Source organism: Janthinobacterium sp. 67, assembly GCF_002797895.1.
Lineage (GTDB): Bacteria > Pseudomonadota > Gammaproteobacteria > Burkholderiales > Burkholderiaceae_D > Janthinobacterium.
This window is the reverse complement of sequence record NZ_PGES01000001.1, coordinates 2158367-2178630: the sequence shown is the minus strand read 5'-3', so window position 1 is coordinate 2178630 and position 20264 is coordinate 2158367. Positions and strand designations below refer to the sequence as shown.

Here is a 20264-nt window from a genome sequence, read left to right as displayed (position 1 = left end):
AGCGCGCAAGCCCTGGCGTTTTTTTTACGCCTTGTTTGCGCTGCGCGCAGCTGGACAACGCGCCCACGCCGGTGCCGCTGCCCATCGCCGCCGCGTCCGCGGCCATGCCGGCGCAAGACCTCGACGCCTTGCCCTTGAAGAGCGAGGCGCCGCTGTATGATGTGTATCGGATCATGCCCAAGGGCACCGTCAACGTCTTTGTCAGCCAGGTGGCGCCGACGCAGGAGCTGGGCGGGCTGGTGCGGCGCAAGGGCGGGGCGGGCGATATCCCCGTCGGGCGCTATGTTAATGAAGGCAGTCTGCGCCGCTATGCCGAGCCGGAGCAGGCGTTTGCCCGTTTCCGCATCGAGGCGGCGGGCGGCGAATCGCCGGGCTTGCGCAAGTTGCGCGGCCAGACATGAACTATATGGTATCAATTGTTGTTTATGGGTAATCGACTGTCAGTATTGCTTGACGACAAAATCTTATTCCCCGACCATGGTGCATTCCTCCCGATTTTCTCTTTTTTATTGGATGCACCATGTTGTCCTCCCTTAAGGCGCGGCTGATCGCCATCGCCGTTTCCATCGTCGTGCTGGCCATGCTGGCTGTCGCCATCGCCAATTTCTTTACTACGCGCTCCAGCACCCTGGCCGCGCTCGACACGCAGATGCTGCAGTTGTCGCACAGCCACGCGCAAGCCATCGCCGAATGGCTGCGCTCCAAGCAAGCCGTCGTGGGCTCGCTCAAGCAGGGCGCCACGGCGGCCGATCCGCTGCCGGCCCTGAAGGCGGCCGAGCAGGCCGGCACCTTCGACATGGCGTATATCGGCTTTGCCGACAAGCACGCCGTGTTTTCGCAGGAGCGCAAGCGCGCCGCCGACTATGATCCCACGGCGCGGCCCTGGTACAAGCTGGCATCCGAAGTGGGCGGCCCCATCATCACGGCACCGTACATCGGCGCCAGCACGGGCAAGCTGGTGGTGACGTTTGCCGAGCCGCTGGGCGGCAAGGGCAGCGTGACGGGCGTGATGGCGGCCGACGTGATGATGGATGCGGTGGTGCAAAACGTCGCCTCGATCAAGCCGACGGCATCGAGCTACGCCTTCCTCGTCGATGGCGGCGGCAAGATCATCGCCCACCCGGACGGCAAGCTGACCCTGAAACCGCTGGCCGAGCTGGATCCGGGCCTGAGCGCGCAGGCGCTGGCCGATATCGAAAAGAGCGGCGACGGCGCCGCCATACGCCTGGGCGACCGGAACGGCATCTTGCATGTGAGTAAAGTGCCGGGCAGCGACTGGCTGCTGGCGACCGTGCTCGACCGCGCGGAAGCGACGCAGGCATTGACCTCCATGCTGCGCGCCTCGGCCCTGACGGCCTTGCTGGTGCTGGCCCTGGCCGCCACGGTATTGAGCGTGCTGGTGGCGCGCGCCTTGCGCCGCCTGGGCCTGGTGCGCGATGCGATGGAAGCGATCGCCACGGGCGACGGCGACCTGACCAGCCGCCTCGACGCGGAAGGCGCGGACGAGCTGGCGCAGATCGCCAAGGCATTCAACTTGTTCGTCGAAAAGATCGCCACCGTGCTCGTGCAGATCCGCAGCATCAGCACCCTGGTGCGCAGCGAGTCGGCCGACATCGCCGCCGGCAATGCCGACCTGTCTTCGCGCACGGAAGCGCAGGCCGGCGCGCTGGAAGAGACGGCCAGCTCGATGGACGAGCTGACGTCGACCGTCAAGCAGAACGCGGAAAACGCGCACGCGGCCAATGAGCTGGCCGTGTCCGCCTCGGAAGTGGCGGCCAAGGGCGGCCGCGTGGTGCAGCAGGTGGTCGGCACCATGGCCGGCATCCAGGAAAGTTCGCGCAAGATCGTCGACATCATCGGCGTGATCGACGGCATCGCCTTCCAGACGAATATCCTGGCCCTGAATGCGGCCGTCGAGGCGGCGCGCGCGGGCGAGCAGGGCAGGGGCTTTGCCGTGGTGGCGTCCGAAGTGCGCAACCTGGCGCAGCGCTCCGCCGGCGCGGCCAAGGAAATCAAGGAATTGATCGGCGATTCGGTGGAGAAGGTCGATGCCGGGGGCCGTCTTGTCGATGAAGCGGGCCAGACCATGGATCAGGTGGTGGCGTCGGTACAGCAATTGACGACCATCATGAGCGAGATCACGGTGGCCAGCCGCGAACAGAGCGCCGGCATCGGCGAGATCAATACGGCCGTCACGCACATGGATACCATGACGCAGCAAAATGCGGCCCTCGTCGAGCAGGCGGCCGCCGCCGCGGAAAGCTTGCAGGAGCAAGCCGTGGATCTGGCGCAAGCCGTCGGCATGTTCCGCCTGGGCGATGCCGGTCCTGCCGCGGCGCCCGCGCCCGTGACGCGCCTCAAGGCGAAGCCAGCCGCTCCGGCTTCCGCCCCGCGCGCGCCGGCCCGCGCGCTGGCGTCGGTCAAGCCCGTCAAGGCGGCCAAGTCCGGCGCCGACGAGTGGGAAGAGTTTTAAGAAGAAGCGCAGCGATCCGCACGTTCATCCGCGATTTTGTCAGGCCAGCCTGCCAAAATTGCAGTTCGTCGCAATCGGCGTGTCTGCCGGGGGCGGTATGGCTATAGTGACACCATACCGCAAGCCCACTGCCAGACACCCGAGGAGAACAACATGAACGTCGCTAAAAACATGGAAATCATCGCCGTTGCCGCCGCCATCCTGCTTGGCGCCAGCTGCTACGCCATTGCCCCGGCCGCCCCGGCCCTGCAAGTGGCCAGTTCCACGGCCACCCTGGCCGCGCCCGCGAACAAGGCCGCCATGCAAGTGGTGGTCGTCAAGGCCAAGCGCCTGAACGCTGCCGAAAAAGCCCGTTTTGCCTGATCGATTGTCAGCCTGATTGTCAGCCGTTTTCGACGCTGCTACAGTGGTGGTCAATGGCAATGCGCGCAAGCCCCACGAGGGCGCCGCGACACATAAAAACAAGATACCGAGGATGTACTACATGAAAAGAATACTGCAACTGGCGCTGCTGTTCCTGGCGACGTTGGGCCTGGTGCGCGGCGTCGCCGCCGAGACCCGCTTGCTGGAAATGCGCAACGTCGACGCCCGCGTGGTGCGCGTCAAGCTCGATGGCGTGATGGAAGTACGCATTCGCCAGGGCAGCGTGCCGTCGCTGAGCATCACGGCCGACAAGCGCTACATCGCCGATGTCACTACGGCGCAAAGCGGCGACACCCTGCACATCGAAACGGAAGTGCGCGGCTTCAAGCTCGGTCCTTCGTCGATCCGCGCGGAACTGGTGCTGCCGAATCTGCGTGAAGTGAGCTCGGAAGGCTACGGCAGCACGGACGTCACGGGATTCACGGGCGAGGAACTGACCTTGTCGCTGGAAGGGGCGGGCAGCATCAAGGTGGTCGGCGATTACCGCAAGCTTAATGCCAGCCTGGGCGGCGTGGGCAGTATGCAGCTGTGGATCGGCAATAACGACCGGGCCGAGCTGGACTTGCAGGGCGCGGGCTCGGTGGTGCTGGGCGGCCGCGGGCGCATCCTGAAAGCCAGCCTGGGTGGCCTGGGCAGCTTGAATGCGAAGCAATTCGAGGCCGATGCCGTCAACCTGGAATTGAGCGGCCTTGGCAATGCCTTGGTGAATGCCCATACGAATGCCAAGCTGAACCTGAGTGGACTCGGTTCGGTGGTGGTGTACGGCAAGCCGGCTAACCGCGACGTCAGCGTCGAGGGTCTGGGCAAAGTCAGCTGGAAGTAAACGCATCCTGCCGCAGGCCATATTGGCAAAACAAGAATAAGTAGTCAGACCACATCCCATTCCGATGAAAAAACTGATCATTACATTACTCATGCTGTTGGCGATACAGCTACCCGCGCGGGCTGGCTTCGTCGAAGGCGCCAGTGCCTACAACAACAAGAATTACGCGCTGGCCTACAAGGAAATCCTGCCACTGGCCAAGACCGGCAACGCCGATGCCCAGCATTTGCTGGGCTTGATGTATTACATGGGCCGCGGCTTGCCGCAGGATTACAAGCAGGCCATGTTCTGGCACCGCAAGGCGGCCGACCAGGGCAAGGCCGACGCCCAGTACGTCGTGGGCGCCATGTATTACACGGGCAACGCCGTGCTGCAGGACCACAAGCAGGCCGTGGCCTGGTTCCGCAAGGCGGCCGAGCAGAACCACGCCGAGGCGCAGCAGGTGCTGGGCCTGATGTACCGCTATCACATGGGCGGCGTGCAGCAGGATAACGTCATCGCCTACATGCTGTGGAACCTGGCGGCGGCGAACGGCAACACGAATGCGGCCGACCAGCGCGCCGCCGTCGTGCGCAAGATGACGCACGAACAAGTCGAGGAAGGGCAGGCCCTGTCGGCGAAATGGAAGCCCGGCACGCCGTTGCCGCGCCAGTCGAAGACGGGCGGCGGCTAAGGGAGGAAGCGGCGGTCTGCAAGGGCTGGCGGCATGGCGTACAATCGCCGTTTTCCCTTGAAAGAGTCCCGCCATGCGTGCAGTTGCCATCAGTCAGCCAGGTCCCGCCGACGTCTTGCGGATCGTCGAGTGTCCCGTTCCCGCCTTCAAGGCCGGTGAACTGCTGATCAAGGTGCACGCGGCCGGCATCAACCGTCCCGACGTGCTGCAGCGCCTGGGCAAGTACGCGCCGCCAGCCGGCGCATCCGACTTGCCGGGCCTGGAAGTGGCGGGCGAAGTCGTCGATGGCGATTTCAGCAATATCGCATTCAAAAAGGGCGACCTCGTCTGCGCGCTGGTGCAGGGCGGCGGCTATGCCGAATACTGCGCCGCGCCTGCCGGCCAGTGCCTGCCCTTGCCGAAGGGCTTGACGGCGCTGGAAGGCGCATCCCTGCCGGAAAACTTCTTTACCGTCTGGAGCAATGTCTTCGACCGCTGCGCGCTGGCCGATGGCGAAACGTTATTGGTGCAGGGCGGCACGTCCGGCATCGGCGTGACGGCCATTCAACTGGCGACAGCGCTGGGCCACCGCGTGTTCGCCACGGCGGGCAGCGACGAGAAGGCGCGCGCCTGCGAGGCGCTGGGCGCCGAACGGGGCATCAATTACCGCACGGAAGATTTCGTCGCCGTCGTCAAGGAATTGACCGGTGGCAAGGGCGTCGACGTCATCCTCGACATGGTGGGCGGCGACTACCTGCCGCGCGAGATCAGCTGCCTGGCCGACGACGGCCGCATCGGCCTGATCGCCGTGCAGGGCGGCACCAGGGCGGAGCTGGACCTGGGCACCTTGCTGCGCCGCCGTTTGACGGTGACGGGTTCCACCCTGCGTCCCCGTTCCGTGGCCTTCAAGGCGGCCATCGCGAACCATTTGCGCACGACCGTCTGGCCGCTGATCGAGGCGGGCAAGATCACGCCCGTGATCTATCAAACTTTCCCGTTGGAGAAAGCCAACGAAGCGCATGCCCTGATGGAAGCGAGCACGCACGTGGGCAAGATCATGTTGCAAGTTGCTTGAAACGGGGCACTGCCTGTTTGACCGGCATCGGTGCCGGAGTTAGAATGACGGGTTATTAGAATTTAGGCTACTATGCGTCGCAAACTCGTCGTCGGAAATTGGAAAATGAACGGCAGTCGCACCTCGAACGCGGTGTTATTGTCTGAAATAGTTGCTGGTCTGGCCGCCTCTGGCGCCGCCAGCGCCGTCTGTGTGCCTGCGCCGTATCTGGCGCAGTGCCAGGCGCAATTGGCAGGCACGGCTCTCGGCTGGGGCGCGCAGGATATGTCCGCGCACGCCAGCGGCGCCTACACGGGAGAAATCTCGGCCGCCATGCTGCAGGATTTCGGTTGCGGCTATGTGGTGATCGGGCATTCCGAGCGCCGCGCCTACCATGGCGAGAGCGATGCGCAAGTGGCGGCCAAGACGGTTGCCGCGCTGGCGGCGGGCATCACGCCTATCGTCTGCATCGGCGAAACCCTGGCCCAGCGCGAAGCGGGACAGACCGACGCCGTCGTGGCGCAGCAGCTGGGCGCCGTGCTGGCGGCGATTTCCGCCGACGACGTGGCGAAACTGGTGCTGGCCTATGAGCCGGTCTGGGCCATCGGTACGGGCAAGACGGCCACGCCGCAAATGGCGCAGGACGTGCATCAGGTATTGCGCGGCCAGCTGGCGGCAAAGAATGCGGTAGCGGCCGCCGGCGTGCAGATCCTGTACGGCGGCAGCATGAAGCCGGAGAACGCAAAGGAATTGATGGCGATGCCGGATATCGATGGCGGTCTGATCGGTGGAGCGGCATTGAAGGCGGCGGATTTCCTGGCGATTATTCACGCCGCCGATTGAATTAATTTAAACTGAGAATGGAATTGCAATGAACATGATGTTCAATCTGGTAGTGGTAGTACAGGTTCTTTCGGCATTGTCGATTATCGCGCTGGTGTTGCTGCAGCACGGCAAGGGCGCCGACATGGGCGCCGCCTTCGGTTCGGGCGCTTCGGGCAGCCTGTTCGGTGCGACGGGTTCGTCGAACTTCATGTCGAAATCGACGGGCGTTGCCGCCGCGATCTTCTTTGGCGCCACCCTGGCCCTGTCGCTGATGGCCAATCAGCGCGCCACGACGGTCGGCGGCGGCGTGATGGACAAAGTCGTCAAGCCAGTGCCGGTCACCGGCGCGGGCGCGATCCCGACGACGGTGCCTGCAGCTCCGGCGGCCAGCGCTCCGGCAGCGGCTGCTCCGGTTGCCAGCACCCCTGCCGGCGCGATTCCGAAGTAATTTGGTATTTACCGAGTAATAACTCGATACCTCATCGAGAGTAATTCTCATTACGAGCAGATTATTGCTCAATGTTTTGGCAGTGCGGCAGGAAAAAATCGTGGCGCGCTGGAAGATGTAAAAATTTATCGTTTTTATCTGTGTTTTGATGCATTTGTGCATTAACTTTAGCGGCAAAGCAGAGTAGAATACGGGCCTTACCGCCGACGTGGTGAAATTGGTAGACACGCTATCTTGAGGGGGTAGTGGCGAAAGCTGTACGAGTTCGAGTCTCGTCGTCGGCACCAGAAATCAGAAGCCAGCAACGGCGCACGAGCCATGGCTCGTACAAAGTTGCTGGCTTTTTTTACGAGGATGTGTCGTTCGATCCTGGTCTTAGCTTTGATTGGGGTCGTGCGTTAGATACGCTGCAAATGATCGCAGCGTCCTCATTTAACCGATCGTTCAATATAAGCTCATCAATCGTGAACCTCGAAAATTACTTCCCCGTCCTGCTGTTCATTATTATCGGCCTTGGTGTCGGTATCGCTCCCCAGCTCCTGGGGCGCCTGTTAGGTCCTAACAAGCCTGACGCAGCAAAACTCTCCCCGTACGAATGTGGTTTTGAAGCATTCGAAGACGCGCGCATGAAATTCGATGTGCGCTACTATCTGGTCGCAATCCTGTTTATTTTGTTCGATCTGGAAACGGCATTCTTTTTCCCATGGGGCGTTGCAATGCGCGACCTGGGCTGGGCCGGTTTCGTCACGATGATGGTGTTCATCGCTGAATTCGTGGTCGGATTTTGGTACATTTGGAAGAAAGGTGCCCTTGACTGGGAATAAGCCATGGCTATTGAAGGCGTATTAAGCGAAGGTTTCATCACCACCTCGGCCGACAAGCTGATCAACTGGGCGCGCACCGGGTCTATGTTCCCGATGACGTTCGGTCTGGCCTGCTGTGCGGTCGAAATGATGCATGTGGGCGCAGCCCGCTACGATATGGACCGTTTCGGCGTCGTGTTTCGTCCGTCGCCGCGTCAGTCCGACGTCATGATCGTTGCCGGCACCCTGTGCAACAAGATGGCGCCGGCCCTGCGCAAGGTCTACGACCAGATGGCGGAGCCACGCTGGGTCATCTCGATGGGTTCCTGCGCCAATGGCGGCGGGTACTACCATTACTCCTATTCCGTGGTGCGCGGTTGCGACCGCATCGTGCCCGTCGACGTGTATGTGCCTGGCTGTCCTCCGACCGCTGAAGCCTTGCTGTACGGCATCATGCAGTTGCAGAACAAGATCAAGCGTACCAGCACGATCGCACGCTAACGGGGCCGCTTCAGATTATGACAACACATTTAGAAGTATTGCAAAACGCCCTCGGCACTGCCCTGGGCGATCGCGTTAGCACGACGGTAACGCTGGGCGAAGTCACCTTGCAGGTCAAGGCGGAAGACTACCTGGCCGTGATGCTGACCCTGCGCGACGATCCGGCCCTGCATTTCGAGCAATTGATCGATCTGTGCGGCGTCGACTATTCGACCTATGGCGATGGCACCTGGGATGGCCTGCGTTACGCGGCCGTGTCGCACTTGCTGTCGGTCAAGCACAACTGGCGCGTGCGCGTGCGCGTGTTCGCACCGGACGACGACATGCCGTTGCTGCCTTCCGTGGTGAGCATCTGGCGTGCCGTCAACTGGTACGAGCGCGAAGCATTTGACCTGCTGGGCATCCTCTTCGAAGGCCACAACGACTTGCGCCGCCTGCTGACCGACTACGGTTTCATCGGCCATCCGTTCCGCAAGGATTTCCCCGTCTCCGGCTATGTCGAGATGCGCTACGATCCGGAACAAAAGCGCGTGATTTACCAGCCCGTGACGATCGAGCCGCGGGAAAACGTGCCGCGCGTGATCCGCGAAGAACATTACGGGATGAAATAATGGCTGAGATTAAGAACTACACCCTGAACTTTGGGCCACAGCATCCGGCCGCGCACGGTGTGCTGCGCCTGGTGCTGGAGATGGATGGCGAAGTCATCCAGCGCGCCGACCCGCATATCGGCCTGCTGCACCGCGCCACCGAAAAGCTGGCCGAGCAGAAGACCTATCTGCAATCCGTGCCGTACATGGACCGTCTCGACTATGTGTCGATGATGTGCAATGAACACGCGTACGTGATGGCCATCGAAAAGATGCTGGGCCTGGAAGTGCCGCTGCGCGCGCAATACATCCGCGTCATGTTCGACGAGATGACGCGCATCCTGAATCACCTGATGTGGCTCGGCACCCACGCGCTGGACGTTGGCGCCATGGGCCCGTTCCTGTATTGCTTCCGCGACCGCGAAGACTTGTTCGACGCCTACGAGGCGGTGTCGGGCGCGCGCATGCACGCGGCCTACTACCGTCCGGGCGGCGTCTACCGCGACCTGCCGGACGCGATGCCGCAGCACAAGGCCTCGATCATCCGCAACGCAAAAGCGATCGGCAAGCTCAATGAAAACCGCCAGGGTTCGCTGCTGGACTTCATCGAAGACTTCGCGCGCCGCTTCCCGAACTCGGTGGACGAGTACGAAACCCTGCTGACCGACAACCGTATCTGGAAACAGCGCACGGTCGGCATCGGCGTGGTCTCGCCGGAAGATGCGCTGGCCATGGGCTTTACGGGCGCCATGCTGCGCGGCTCGGGCGTGCAGTGGGACTTGCGCAAGAAACAGCCGTACGAAGTGTACGACCTGATGGATTTCGACATCCCTATCGGCACCAACGGCGATTGCTACGACCGTTACCTGGTCCGCGTGGAAGAGTTGCGCCAGTCGAACCGCATCATCAAGCAATGCGTGGAGTGGCTGCGCAACAATGAAGGTCCTGTCATGACCAGCAACCGCAAGGTGGCGCCTCCGGGTCGCGTCGACATGAAGACCAACATGGAATCCCTGATTCACCACTTCAAGCTGTTTACGGAAGGTTTCCACGTGCCGCCAGGCGAGGCCTACAGCGCCGTGGAACACCCGAAGGGCGAGTTCGGCGTGTACCTGGTGTCCGATGGCGCCAACAAGCCGTACCGCATGAAACTGCGCGCGCCAGACTACGCCCACTTGCAGTCGCTCGACGAAATGGCGCGTGGGCACATGCTTGCCGACGCCGTGACCATCATCGGGACGCAAGACATCGTGTTCGGCAGTATTGACCGCTAAGAGGCAAAAAGTATGTTGTTATCAGAGCAATGCTATAAGAAAATTGACCGCGAGCTGGCCAAGTATCCGGCCGACCAGCGTCAGTCGGCCGTCATGGCCGCGCTGGCCCATGCCCAGGATGAACTGGGCTGGCTGGCGCCGGAAACCATGAAGGAACTGGCCGACTACATCGGCATGCCGGCGATTGCCGTGCAGGAAGTGGCCACGTTCTACAATATGTACAACGTGAAACCCGTGGGCAAGCACAAGATCACCGTGTGCACCAACCTGCCATGCGCCCTGTCGGGCGGCGTGCGCGCTGCCGAGTACCTGAAGCAGAAACTGGGTATCGATTTCCGCGAAACCACCGCAGACGGCCAGTTCACGCTGGTTGAAGGCGAGTGCATGGGTGCTTGCGGCGATGCGCCTGTCTTGCTGGTCAGTAATAAAACCATGTGCAGCTGGATGTCGAACGAGAAGATCGACGCCATGCTGGAGGAACTCAAGAAATGACGTCACTCCACAACCGCCATATCGATCCATTGATCCTGAAGGATCTGGATGGCAAGAACTGGCATTTGCAAGATTATGTGAACCGCGGCGGCTACAGCGCCCTGCGGCGTATCCTGGAAGAGAAAATCACGCCGGAACAGATCATCGCCGACCTCAAGGCGTCGTCCTTGCGCGGCCGTGGCGGCGCGGGTTTCCCTACCGGCTTGAAGTGGAGCTTCATGCCGCGCCAGTTCCCGGGCCAGAAATACCTCGTCTGCAATACAGATGAAGGCGAGCCGGGCACTTTCAAGGACCGCGACATCATTCGTTACAATCCCCATGCCCTGATCGAAGGCATGGCCATTGGCGCTTATGCGATGGGCATCACCGTGGGCTACAACTATATCCACGGCGAGATCTTCCAGGAATACCTGCGTTTCGAAGAAGCGCTGGAAGAGGCGCGCGCCGCCGGCTTCCTCGGTGACAAGATCATGGGCAGCGAGTTCTCGTTCCAGTTGCACGCGCACCATGGTTATGGCGCCTACATCTGCGGCGAAGAAACGGCCCTGCTCGAATCGCTGGAAGGCAAGAAAGGCCAGCCGCGCTTCAAGCCGCCTTTCCCTGCCTCGTTTGGCCTGTACGGCAAGCCGACGACGATCAACAACACGGAAACCTTCGCGGCCGTGCCCTTCGTGCTGAACATCGGTCCAGAGAAATACCTGGCGATGGGCAAGCCGAACAATGGCGGTTCGAAGATCTTCTCGATCTCGGGCGACGTGGAAAAACCGGGCAACTACGAAGTGCCGCTCGGCACCCCGTTTGCGACCCTGCTGGAACTGGCAGGCGGCATGCGCGGTGGCAAAAAGATCAAGGCCGTGATCCCTGGCGGTTCGTCCGCTCCGGTGATCCGCGGCGACATCATGATGCAGACCGACCTGGACTACGACTCGATCGCGAAAGCCGGTTCGATGTTGGGTTCGGGCGCCGTCATCGTGATGGACGAAACACGCTGCATGGTAAAGGCGCTGGAACGCCTGTCCTACTTCTACTTTGAAGAATCGTGCGGCCAGTGTACGCCTTGCCGTGAAGGCACAGGCTGGATGTACCGCATGGTGCACCGCATCGAGCAGGGGCAGGGTCGTCCAGACGACCTGGACATGCTCAACTCGATCGCCGACAACATCCAGGGCCGCACCATTTGCGCGCTGGGCGATGCGGCTGCCATGCCGGTACGGGCCTTCATTAAGAATTTCCGTGAAGAATTTGAATATCATATCGAGCACAAGCATTGCTTAGTGCCCGCATATATCTAAGCTGCGTCAGGTAACGATCACCATGGTTGAAATCGAAATAGACGGCAAAAAAGTCGAAGTCCCTGCTGGTAGCATGGTGATGGACGCCGCCAACAAATTGGGAACCTACATTCCGCACTTCTGCTATCACAAGAAATTGTCGATCGCAGCGAACTGCCGCATGTGCCTGGTCGAAGTGGAAAAGGCGCCCAAGCCTTTGCCCGCTTGTGCGACCCCGGTCAGTGCCGGCATGATCGTGCGCTCCGCCAGCGATAAAGCTGTGCAGGCGCAAAAGTCGGTCATGGAATTCTTGCTGATTAACCACCCGCTCGATTGCCCTATCTGCGATCAGGGCGGCGAATGCCAGTTGCAAGACTTGGCAGTGGGCTACGGCAAGAGCGAATCGCGCTACAAGGAAGACAAGCGCGTTGTCACGCCGAAGGAAGCCGGTCCGCTGGTTTCCATGCAGGAAATGTCGCGCTGCATCCAGTGCACCCGTTGCGTACGCTTTGGCCAGGAAGTGGCCGGCGTGATGGAGCTGGGCATGATCGGCCGCGGCGAACACTCGGAAATCGTGTCCTTCGTCGGCCAGTCCGTCGACTCCGAACTGTCGGGCAACATGATCGACCTGTGCCCGGTTGGCGCACTGACCTCGAAGCCGTTCCGCTACAGCGCCCGTACGTGGGAACTGTCGCGCCGCAAATCGGTCAGCCCGCATGACGGCCTCGGTACGAACCTGATCGTGCAAGTGAAAGCTGGCAAGGTCAAGCGTGTACTGCCGCTGGAAAACGAAGCCGTCAACGAATGCTGGATCTCGGACAAGGACCGTTTCTCGTACGAAGCGCTGGACAGTGCCGAACGCCTGACGACCCCGATGCTGAAACAAGGCAACGAGTGGAAAGAAGTCGATTGGCAAACCGCGCTGGAATACGTGGCGCACGGCCTGAAAAACATCAAGCACGAACATGGCGCCGACGCCATCGCCGCGCTGGCAACGCCGCACTCGACCGTCGAAGAGCTGGTCCTGCTGCAAAAAGTGGCCAACGGTCTCGGTTCCGAGAACGTCGACTTCCGCCTGCGCCAGACCGACTTCGCGCTCGACGCGAATGTGAAACCATGGCTGGGCATGCCGATCAGCGAATTTGGCCAGATCAAGCGCGCCTTCGTCATCGGCTCGTTCCTGCGCAAGGATCACCCATTGCTGGCCACGCGTTTGCGCGCGTCCGTCAAGGGCGGCGCCAAGCTGTCGATCCTGCACGCCTCCGACGATGATCAACTGATCACCATCGCCAACAAGATGATCGTGGCGCCAAGCGATTGGCTGGCGGCCTTGTCGGAAGTGGTTGTCGCCGTTGCCAAAGCCAAAGAAATCGCCGCGCCAGCCGGTTTCGAAGCGGTCGCCGCTTCGGACGTGGCAACGGCCATCGCCGCCAGCCTGATGGCTGGCGACCATGGCGCCGTGCTGCTGGGTAACGCGGCAACGCAACACCCGCAAGCGTCGCAACTGCACGCTGCCGCGCAATGGATCGCCGAACAGACGGGCGCCAAGCTCGGCTACCTGACGGAAGCGGCCAACACGGTTGGCGCGCACCTGGTCGCCAAGCCGCGCGCCAACGTGCAAGCTGCGTTTGCCGTACCGAAAAAAGCCTACGTGCTGCTGCACGCCGAGCCGGAACTCGATGCCGCCAATCCGCAAGCGGCCCGCGCCGCCCTGGATGGCGCCGACATGGTCGTGGCCATGTCCGCCTTCAAGCACGGCATGGAGTACGCCGATGTCTTGCTGCCGATCTCGCCGTTCGCCGAAACCTCGGGTACCTTCGTGAACTGCGAAGGCCGCGCGCAAAGCTTCAACGGCACCGTGAAACCGCTGGCGGAAACCCGCCCAGCCTGGAAAGTGCTGCGCGTCCTGGGCAACATCCTGGGCCTGGCCGGTTTCGACTACGACACCTCCGAAGCGATCCGCGACGAAGCGTTTGGTGCCGGCGTGACCGATCTGTCGGCACAGCTGAACAACATCGCCAAGAACGCACCGGAAGCGGCAACGTACGCACCGGCCTCGCCTGCGCTGCAACGCATCGCCGACGTGCCGATCTACTTCGCCGACGCGCTGGTACGCCGTTCCGAACCTTTGCAACGCACGGTCGATGGCGCCGCGCCGCAAGCACACCTGTCCGCCGAACTGGCTGGCAAGCTGGGCATCAAGGCGGGCGACAAGGTCAAAGTGGCGCAAGGCTCCGGCAGCGCCATCCTGGTGGCGGCAATTCACGCCGGCCTGCCGGCCAATGTGGTCAAGGTGTCGGCGGCGCATGCCTCGACGGCTGGCCTGGGCGGCATGTTCGGTGACATCACAGTTGAAACAGCAGAGGGGAAAATCTGATGGCTCTGCCTGAATTTGTAAACGTCATCAACAGCAGCGGCCAGGATTTGCTGGGCGGCTCGTGGCCGTTCTTCTGGACCCTGATCAAGATCCTGTGCGTGCTGCTGCCGCTGATGGGCCTGGTTGCCTACCTGACCTTGTGGGAACGCAAGCTGATCGGCTGGATCCAGATCCGCGTCGGCCCGAACCGCGTAGGCCCATTGGGCTTGCTGCAGCCGATCGCCGATGCGCTGAAACTCTTGTTCAAAGAGATCATCATCCCGTCCAAGGCCGCCAAAGGCCTGTTCGTGATTGGCCCGATCATGACCATCATGCCGGCCCTGGCCGCCTGGTCGGTCGTGCCCTTCGGTCCGCAAGCCGTGCTGGCCAACGTCAACGCGGGCTTGCTGATGCTGCTGGCGATTACCTCGATGGAAGTCTACGGCATCATCATCGCCGGCTGGGCCTCGAACTCGAAGTACTCGTTCATGGGCGCCATGCGCGCTTCGGCGCAGATGATTTCGTATGAAATCCCGATGGGCTTCGTGATGGTCATCGTGCTGATGGTCTCGGGCAGCCTGAACTTCATCGACATCGTCGGCGGCCAGCAAATCGGCTACTTCGCCGACAAGGGCGTGAACTTCCTGTCGTGGAACTGGCTGCCGCTGCTGCCGATGTTCGTCATCTACATGGTGTCGGGCCTGGCTGAAGCCAACCGTCACCCGTTCGACGTCGTCGAGGGCGAGTCGGAAATCGTTGCCGGCCACATGGTCGAGTACTCGGGCATGGCCTACGCCATGTTCATGCTGGCCGAATACGCCAACATGATCCTGATCGGCGCGCTGACTTCGCTCATGTTCCTCGGTGGCTGGTCCGCACCATTTGCTTTCCTCGAGTTCTGGGGTGGTTTCGGCGGCTTCTTCTGGCTGTTCGCGAAAACCTTCTTCATCGTCTCGGTGTTCATCTGGGTGCGCGGTACTTTCCCACGCTACCGTTATGACCAGATCATGCGCCTGGGCTGGAAAGTATTTATCCCGTTGACGCTGGTCTACCTGGTCTTCGTCGCTGCCTGGATGCAGACATCCTGGAATATTTGGAAGTAAGAGAGTGCATACGAATGGATAAGGTAAAAGATTTCTTCAGCAGCCTCTTGTTAGGCGAGCTGATCAAGGGCATGGCGCTGACAGGCAAGTACATGTTTTCGCGCAAGATCACGGTGCAATTCCCGGAAGAGAAGACACCGATCTCGCCGCGTTTCCGTGGCTTGCACGCGCTGCGCCGCTACCCGAACGGCGAGGAACGTTGCATCGCCTGCAAACTGTGCGAAGCGGTTTGCCCGGCGATGGCCATCACGATCGAATCGGAACAGCGTGACGACGGCTCGCGCCGTACCACGCGTTACGATATTGACTTGACCAAGTGCATCTTCTGCGGTTTCTGCGAAGAGTCCTGCCCGGTCGATTCGATCGTCGAGACGCAAATCCTGGAATACCACGGCGAGAAACGCGGGGATTTGTATTACACGAAAGAGATGTTGCTGGCCGTAGGTGATCGTTATGAAAATGACATCGCCGCTGCGCGCGCCGCCGACGCACCTTATCGCTGATGGATGCGCCGCAGCTGAGAGGCTGCGGCGCGCCCCTCGTTCATCTGTACGTCTATTGGGTTTTTTATGGACTTTAAAACAATTTTGTTTTACGCCTTCGCGCTGATCTTGATTCTGGCAGCGACGCGCGTCATCACGGCCCGTAATCCGGTCCACGCAGTACTGTTTTTGGTACTGTCCTTCTTTTCCGCAGCGGGCATCTGGATGCTGCTGCAAGCTGAATTCCTGGCCATCGTGCTGGTATTGGTGTACGTCGGCGCCGTGATGGTGCTGTTCCTCTTCGTGGTCATGATGCTCGATATCAATATCGACCGCATGCGCGAGGGCTTCTGGGGCTATCTGCCTTTGTCGGTGACGGTGGGCGTGATCATCGTGCTGGAAATGGCCGCCGTCCTGTGGCACGGTTTCCGCAACTTTGCGCCTAGCATCGCTCCGGTCAACGTCAACCTGGGCGGCACCAAGGAACTGGGTCTGCTGATCTACACGAAATACGTGTTTGCCTTCGAGATCGCCGCCGTCGTGCTGCTGGTGGCCATCGTTGCCGCGGTCGCGCTGACCCTGCGCAAACGCAAGGACACCAAGCATTTCGCTCCAGGCGATGCCGTGCGCGTCAAGCGCAACGACCGCCTGAAGATCATCAAGATGGACGCGGTTGTCGAGCGTCCTGCGGCTGAGCCGGAAGTTAAGGAGGCACCATGACATTATCGCTCACACATTTTCTGGTCCTGGGCGCGATCCTGTTCGCAATCTCGATCGTCGGTATTTTCCTGAACCGCAAGAACATCATCGTATTGCTGATGGCAATCGAATTGATGCTGCTGGCGGTGAATATGAATTTCATCGCGTTCTCCCATTTCATGGGCGACGCGGCCGGTCAGATCTTCGTTTTCTTCATCCTGACGGTTGCCGCCGCTGAGTCGGCTATCGGTCTGGCTATTCTGGTGGTGATGTTCCGTAATCTGGATACCATCAACGTCGAAGACCTGGACAGCCTCAAAGGCTGATGTTTTTCAGACTCGATCTCTCGAATAATAACGATTAAGGTTCATCATGGCGGGGCAACTCCTCAACCCTAACCTCCTTCTTGCCGTACCGCTGGCGCCGCTGGCCGGTGCCGCGATTGCAGGCTTGCTTGGCACCCAGTTCCTGGGTAATTTGGTCGGACGCAAGACGTCGCATACCGCGACGATCCTGGGCGTACTGATTGCGTTCATCCTGTCCGTGCAGACACTGCTGGCAGTGATGGATGGCGCGACATTCAATGGCACGATCTATAACTGGATGACGATCGGCCCCCTGAAGATGGAAGTGGGCTTCCAGATCGATTCGCTGTCGGCGATGATGATGTGCGTGGTCACTTTTGTTTCCCTGATGGTGCACATCTACACGATCGGCTACATGAAGGACGACGAAGGCTACAACCGCTTCTTCGCCTACATCTCGCTGTTCACGTTCTCGATGCTGATGCTGGTCATGGCCAACAACTTCCTGCAACTGTTCTTCGGTTGGGAAGCCGTGGGTCTGGTCTCCTACCTGCTGATCGGTTTCTGGTACCAGCGTCCGACGGCCATCGTGGCCAACATGAAGGCTTTCCTCGTCAACCGCGTGGGCGACTTCGGCTTCATCCTCGGTATCGGCCTGCTGCTGGCTAACGCCCACACCATGAATTACCAGGAAGTGTTCGCGCAGAAAGATGCGTTGGCACAGATGACCATGCTTGGTAGCGACTGGCCGCTGCTGACCGTTGCCTGTATCTGCCTGTTCATCGGCGCGATGGGCAAGTCGGCGCAGTTCCCGCTGCACGTGTGGTTGCCTGACTCGATGGAAGGTCCTACCCCGATCTCGGCACTGATTCACGCCGCGACGATGGTGACGGCCGGTATCTTCATGGTCTCGCGCATGTCGCCGCTGTTCGAACTGTCCGACACGGCACTGTCCTTCATCCTCGTGATCGGCTCCATCACGGCGCTGTTCATGGGCTTTTTGGGCATCATCCAGAACGACATCAAGCGCGTCGTCGCTTACTCGACCCTGTCGCAGCTCGGCTACATGACCGTCGCGCTCGGTTCGTCCGCCTACTCCGTGGCCGTGTTCCACCTGATGACGCACGCATTCTTCAAGGCACTGCTGTTCCTGGGCGCCGGTTCCGTCATCATCGGCATGCACCACGACCAGGACATCCGCAACATGGGCGGCCTGCGCAAATACATGCCGATCACGTGGATCACGTCCCTGGTCGGTTCGCTGGCCCTGATCGGCACGCCGCTGTTCTCCGGTTTCTACTCGAAAGACAGCATCATCGAAGCCGTCGAAGCGACGCACATCTGGGGCGCTGGCTTTGCCCAGTTCGCCGTGCTGGCTGGCGTGTTCGTTACGGCCTTCTACTCGTTCCGCATGTACTTCCTCGTCTTCCACGGCAAGGAACGTTTCGGCCAGGCGCATGCGCACGGTCATGACGATCACCACGCGCCTGCGGCCAAGCATGATTCGGACGCACACGATGAAGAAGAGGAAGACGACCACGGCCACCATGGCCTGGAACCTGGCCAGAAGCCGCACGAGTCCCCATTCGTCGTCTGGTTCCCGCTGGTGATGCTGGCGATCCCGTCGCTGATCATCGGCTACCTGACGATCGGCCCGATGCTGCATGGCGATTTCTTCAAGGGCGTGATCTTCGTCGGCGAAAACCATCCAGCAATGGAAGAGTTGTCGCATGAATTCCACGGCGCAATGGCGATGGCGATCCACGGCCTGTCGACGGCACCGTTCTGGCTGGCATTGTCCGGCGTGGTGGCAGCCTACTACTGCTACATGGTCAACCCGCGCGTACCGGCCTGGTTCTTTGCCAAGTTCCACGCGATCCACACCCTGCTGGACAACAAGTACTACATGGACAAGTTCAATGAAGTCGTGTTCGCCGGCGGTGCCCGCTTGCTGGGTAATGGCCTGTGGAACTTCGGTGACAAGAAGCTGATCGACGGTTTCGTCGTCAATGGTAGCGCCAAGGTCGTCGCCTGGCTGTCCTCGCTGTCGCGAGTGCTGCAGACCGGCTACATCTATCACTATGCATTCGTGATGATCCTGGGCGTGCTGGGCTTCCTGATCTATTTCCTGCCATTCTGGCCCGCTAAGTAAGCTGACCTGATAAAAGAATACTGAGAACCATGATGCAGTCTACGATTTATACATTACCTCCTTACCTGAGTCTGTCGATCTGGGTGCCGATCATTTGCGGCGTCCTGGTCCTGGCTCTCGGCCGTGACAGCAAAGCGGGCTTTACCCGCTGGCTGTCGCTGGCTGGCGCCGTGCTCAGCATGCTGTGCACCTTGCCGCTGATCCAGCATTTCGACAACGCCGCACACGGCATGCAATTCGTCGAAAAAGCGCCGTGGATAGCAACCTTCAATATCTGGTACTCGCTGGGTATCGACGGCCTGTCGCTGTGGTTCGTGCCGCTGACGGCCTTTATCACCGTCATCGTCGTCATTTCGGCCTGGCAAGTGATCGAGAAGCGCATCGCCCAGTACATGGGCTCCTTCCTGATCCTGTCTGGCCTGATGATCGGCGTGTTCTGCGCGCTGGACGGCTTGCTGTTCTACTTCTTCTTTGAAGCAACCCTGATCCCGATGTTCATCATCATCGGTATCTGGGGCGGTTCGAACCGTGTATACGCGTCGTTCAAGTTCTTCCTGTACACCTTCTTCGGTTCGCTGCTGACCCTGGTTGCCATCATCTACCTGCGCAATGTGTCGGGCACCTTCGACATCCTGGCCTGGCACGCGTTCAAGCTGACGATGAACGAACAGATCTTCATCTTCCTGGCCTTCCTGATGGCGTTTGCCGTCAAGGTGCCGATGTTCCCCGTCCACACGTGGTTGCCGGACGTCCACGTGGAAGCGCCTACGGGCGGTTCCGCCGTGCTGGCCGCCATCATGCTGAAACTGGGCGCCTACGGCTTCCTGCGTTTTTCGCTGCCGATCACGCCGGACGCCAGCCACTACCTGTCGGGCTTCATGATCGCCTTGTCGCTGATCGCCGTCATCTACATCGGTCTGGTTGCCCTGGTGCAAACCGACATGAAAAAACTGGTCGCCTATTCGTCGATCGCGCACATGGGTTTCGTGACCCTGGGCTTCTTCATGTTCAACGACATCTCGGTGCAGGGCGGTATCGTGCAGATGGTCTCGCACGGCTTCATCTCCGGCGCGATGTTCCTGTGCATCGGCGTGCTGTATGACCGCATGCATACCCGCAACATCGCCGACTACGGCGGCGTCGTGAACCGCATGCCGAAATTTGCCGCCTTCTTCGTGCTGTTCTCGATGGCCAACTGCGGTCTGCCAGCGACGTCCGGCTTCGTCGGCGAGTTCATGGTGATCCTGGGCGCGGTGAAATTCAACTTCTGGATTGGTCTGCTGGCTGCAACGGCGCTGATCTGGGGCGCGGCGTACTCGCTGTGGATGGCCAAGCGCGTGGTGTTCGGCAAGATCAAGAACAAGCATGTGGCCGAACTGACCGACATCAACAAGCGTGAATTCTTCATGCTTGCTGTGCTGGCCATCGCCGTGCTCGTGATGGGTCTGTACCCAGCCCCGTTCACCGACACGATGCAAACTTCGGTTGCTGACCTGCTGCAGCATGTCGCCACCAGCAAGTTGCCTTAAATAGAAGAC

The 20264-nt window shown here is 60.6% G+C and carries 21 protein-coding genes and 1 tRNA gene; all 22 read left to right on the top strand.

The window, feature by feature from the left end; translation table 11 throughout:
• Nucleotides 1-35: 35 nt before the first annotated feature.
• Nucleotides 36-401 (top strand): hypothetical protein, encoded by a 366-nt coding sequence (locus CLU90_RS09810; protein ID WP_100427792.1) that lies wholly within the window; start codon nt 36-38, stop codon nt 399-401.
• A 119-nt stretch (nt 402-520) separates the two neighbouring features.
• Complete coding sequence (locus CLU90_RS09805) at nt 521-2473, top strand: methyl-accepting chemotaxis protein (protein WP_198511187.1); 1953 nt, start codon at nt 521-523, stop codon at nt 2471-2473.
• 153 nt (nt 2474-2626) lie between these two features.
• Nucleotides 2627-2836 (top strand): hypothetical protein, encoded by a 210-nt coding sequence (locus tag CLU90_RS09800; protein ID WP_092710094.1) that lies wholly within the window; start codon nt 2627-2629, stop codon nt 2834-2836.
• 121 nt (nt 2837-2957) lie between these two features.
• Nucleotides 2958-3719: a GIN domain-containing protein gene (locus tag CLU90_RS09795; protein WP_092710091.1), complete on the top strand. Its 762-nt coding sequence runs from the start codon at nt 2958-2960 to the stop codon at nt 3717-3719.
• Between the two features lie 64 nt (nt 3720-3783).
• On the top strand, nt 3784-4392 hold the full coding sequence (locus CLU90_RS09790; RefSeq protein WP_092710088.1) for a tetratricopeptide repeat protein: 609 nt from the start codon (nt 3784-3786) through the stop codon (nt 4390-4392).
• 73 nt (nt 4393-4465) lie between these two features.
• Nucleotides 4466-5446 carry an NAD(P)H-quinone oxidoreductase gene (locus tag CLU90_RS09785; protein ID WP_100427791.1) on the top strand — a complete coding sequence of 327 codons (981 nt, stop codon included), beginning with the start codon at nt 4466-4468 and terminating at the stop codon, nt 5444-5446.
• Between the two features lie 72 nt (nt 5447-5518).
• Nucleotides 5519-6268: a triose-phosphate isomerase gene (gene tpiA / locus CLU90_RS09780; RefSeq protein ID WP_100427790.1), complete on the top strand. Its 750-nt coding sequence runs from the start codon at nt 5519-5521 to the stop codon at nt 6266-6268.
• 28 nt (nt 6269-6296) lie between these two features.
• Complete coding sequence (secG, locus tag CLU90_RS09775; protein WP_092710079.1) at nt 6297-6698, top strand: preprotein translocase subunit SecG; 402 nt, start codon at nt 6297-6299, stop codon at nt 6696-6698.
• Between the two features lie 202 nt (nt 6699-6900).
• Nucleotides 6901-6985: transfer RNA gene (locus CLU90_RS09770), tRNA-Leu, on the top strand.
• A gap of 177 nt (nt 6986-7162) precedes the next feature.
• The gene (locus tag CLU90_RS09765; protein ID WP_010399734.1) at nt 7163-7522 is read left to right on the top strand and encodes an NADH-quinone oxidoreductase subunit A; all 360 of its coding nucleotides are present in this window, start codon (nt 7163-7165) and stop codon (nt 7520-7522) included.
• Nucleotides 7523-7525: 3 nt separating this feature from the next.
• Nucleotides 7526-8002, top strand: a complete 477-nt coding sequence (locus tag CLU90_RS09760; RefSeq protein ID WP_010399733.1) for a NuoB/complex I 20 kDa subunit family protein — start codon at nt 7526-7528, stop codon at nt 8000-8002.
• Nucleotides 8003-8019: 17 nt separating this feature from the next.
• A complete protein-coding gene (locus CLU90_RS09755) occupies nt 8020-8613 on the top strand; it encodes an NADH-quinone oxidoreductase subunit C (RefSeq protein WP_092710077.1) in 594 nt (197 codons plus the stop codon).
• Entirely contained in the window at nt 8613-9866 is a 1254-nt protein-coding gene (locus CLU90_RS09750) for an NADH-quinone oxidoreductase subunit D (protein WP_034749992.1), read from the top strand. The genes CLU90_RS09755 and CLU90_RS09750 overlap by 1 nt, the downstream gene beginning before the upstream one ends.
• 12 nt (nt 9867-9878) lie before the next feature.
• Nucleotides 9879-10358, top strand: a complete 480-nt coding sequence (nuoE, locus tag CLU90_RS09745; RefSeq protein WP_035820520.1) for an NADH-quinone oxidoreductase subunit NuoE — start codon at nt 9879-9881, stop codon at nt 10356-10358.
• Nucleotides 10355-11650, top strand: a complete 1296-nt coding sequence (nuoF, locus tag CLU90_RS09740; RefSeq protein ID WP_010399729.1) for an NADH-quinone oxidoreductase subunit NuoF — start codon at nt 10355-10357, stop codon at nt 11648-11650. The genes nuoE and nuoF overlap by 4 nt, the downstream gene beginning before the upstream one ends.
• A 22-nt stretch (nt 11651-11672) precedes the next feature.
• A complete protein-coding gene (nuoG, locus tag CLU90_RS09735; protein WP_092710075.1) occupies nt 11673-14006 on the top strand; it encodes an NADH-quinone oxidoreductase subunit NuoG in 2334 nt (777 codons plus the stop codon).
• Complete coding sequence (gene nuoH / locus CLU90_RS09730) at nt 14006-15088, top strand: NADH-quinone oxidoreductase subunit NuoH (protein ID WP_034749983.1); 1083 nt, start codon at nt 14006-14008, stop codon at nt 15086-15088. Before nuoG ends, nuoH begins: the two co-directional genes overlap by 1 nt.
• 14 nt (nt 15089-15102) lie before the next feature.
• A complete protein-coding gene (gene nuoI, locus CLU90_RS09725; protein WP_010399726.1) occupies nt 15103-15591 on the top strand; it encodes an NADH-quinone oxidoreductase subunit NuoI in 489 nt (162 codons plus the stop codon).
• 66 nt (nt 15592-15657) lie between these two features.
• Nucleotides 15658-16290 (top strand): NADH-quinone oxidoreductase subunit J, encoded by a 633-nt coding sequence (locus CLU90_RS09720; protein WP_034779507.1) that lies wholly within the window; start codon nt 15658-15660, stop codon nt 16288-16290.
• On the top strand, nt 16287-16595 hold the full coding sequence (nuoK, locus tag CLU90_RS09715) for an NADH-quinone oxidoreductase subunit NuoK (RefSeq protein WP_010399724.1): 309 nt from the start codon (nt 16287-16289) through the stop codon (nt 16593-16595). Before CLU90_RS09720 ends, nuoK begins: the two co-directional genes overlap by 4 nt.
• Nucleotides 16596-16641: 46 nt before the next feature.
• On the top strand, nt 16642-18726 hold the full coding sequence (gene nuoL, locus CLU90_RS09710; protein WP_100427789.1) for an NADH-quinone oxidoreductase subunit L: 2085 nt from the start codon (nt 16642-16644) through the stop codon (nt 18724-18726).
• Nucleotides 18727-18755: 29 nt separating this feature from the next.
• Nucleotides 18756-20255 carry an NADH-quinone oxidoreductase subunit M gene (locus tag CLU90_RS09705; protein ID WP_100427788.1) on the top strand — a complete coding sequence of 500 codons (1500 nt, stop codon included), beginning with the start codon at nt 18756-18758 and terminating at the stop codon, nt 20253-20255.
• The last annotated feature ends 9 nt before the right edge of the window (nt 20256-20264 follow it).

Coding starts and splice junctions, on each gene's coding strand:
- CLU90_RS09755 (WP_092710077.1), top strand. CDS start 8,020: ATGACAACACATTTAGAAGTATTGCAAAACGCCCTCGGCACTGCCCTG.
- nuoK (WP_010399724.1), top strand. CDS start 16,287: ATGACATTATCGCTCACACATTTTCTGGTCCTGGGCGCGATCCTGTTC.
- secG (WP_092710079.1), top strand. CDS start 6,297: ATGAACATGATGTTCAATCTGGTAGTGGTAGTACAGGTTCTTTCGGCA.
- CLU90_RS09795 (WP_092710091.1), top strand. CDS start 2,958: ATGAAAAGAATACTGCAACTGGCGCTGCTGTTCCTGGCGACGTTGGGC.
- CLU90_RS09720 (WP_034779507.1), top strand. CDS start 15,658: ATGGACTTTAAAACAATTTTGTTTTACGCCTTCGCGCTGATCTTGATT.
- nuoI (WP_010399726.1), top strand. CDS start 15,103: ATGGATAAGGTAAAAGATTTCTTCAGCAGCCTCTTGTTAGGCGAGCTG.
- CLU90_RS09760 (WP_010399733.1), top strand. CDS start 7,526: ATGGCTATTGAAGGCGTATTAAGCGAAGGTTTCATCACCACCTCGGCC.
- CLU90_RS09790 (WP_092710088.1), top strand. CDS start 3,784: ATGAAAAAACTGATCATTACATTACTCATGCTGTTGGCGATACAGCTA.
- CLU90_RS09705 (WP_100427788.1), top strand. CDS start 18,756: ATGATGCAGTCTACGATTTATACATTACCTCCTTACCTGAGTCTGTCG.
- tpiA (WP_100427790.1), top strand. CDS start 5,519: ATGCGTCGCAAACTCGTCGTCGGAAATTGGAAAATGAACGGCAGTCGC.
- CLU90_RS09785 (WP_100427791.1), top strand. CDS start 4,466: ATGCGTGCAGTTGCCATCAGTCAGCCAGGTCCCGCCGACGTCTTGCGG.
- CLU90_RS09800 (WP_092710094.1), top strand. CDS start 2,627: ATGAACGTCGCTAAAAACATGGAAATCATCGCCGTTGCCGCCGCCATC.
- nuoE (WP_035820520.1), top strand. CDS start 9,879: ATGTTGTTATCAGAGCAATGCTATAAGAAAATTGACCGCGAGCTGGCC.
- nuoL (WP_100427789.1), top strand. CDS start 16,642: ATGGCGGGGCAACTCCTCAACCCTAACCTCCTTCTTGCCGTACCGCTG.
- nuoH (WP_034749983.1), top strand. CDS start 14,006: ATGGCTCTGCCTGAATTTGTAAACGTCATCAACAGCAGCGGCCAGGAT.
- CLU90_RS09805 (WP_198511187.1), top strand. CDS start 521: ATGTTGTCCTCCCTTAAGGCGCGGCTGATCGCCATCGCCGTTTCCATC.
- nuoG (WP_092710075.1), top strand. CDS start 11,673: ATGGTTGAAATCGAAATAGACGGCAAAAAAGTCGAAGTCCCTGCTGGT.
- nuoF (WP_010399729.1), top strand. CDS start 10,355: ATGACGTCACTCCACAACCGCCATATCGATCCATTGATCCTGAAGGAT.
- CLU90_RS09750 (WP_034749992.1), top strand. CDS start 8,613: ATGGCTGAGATTAAGAACTACACCCTGAACTTTGGGCCACAGCATCCG.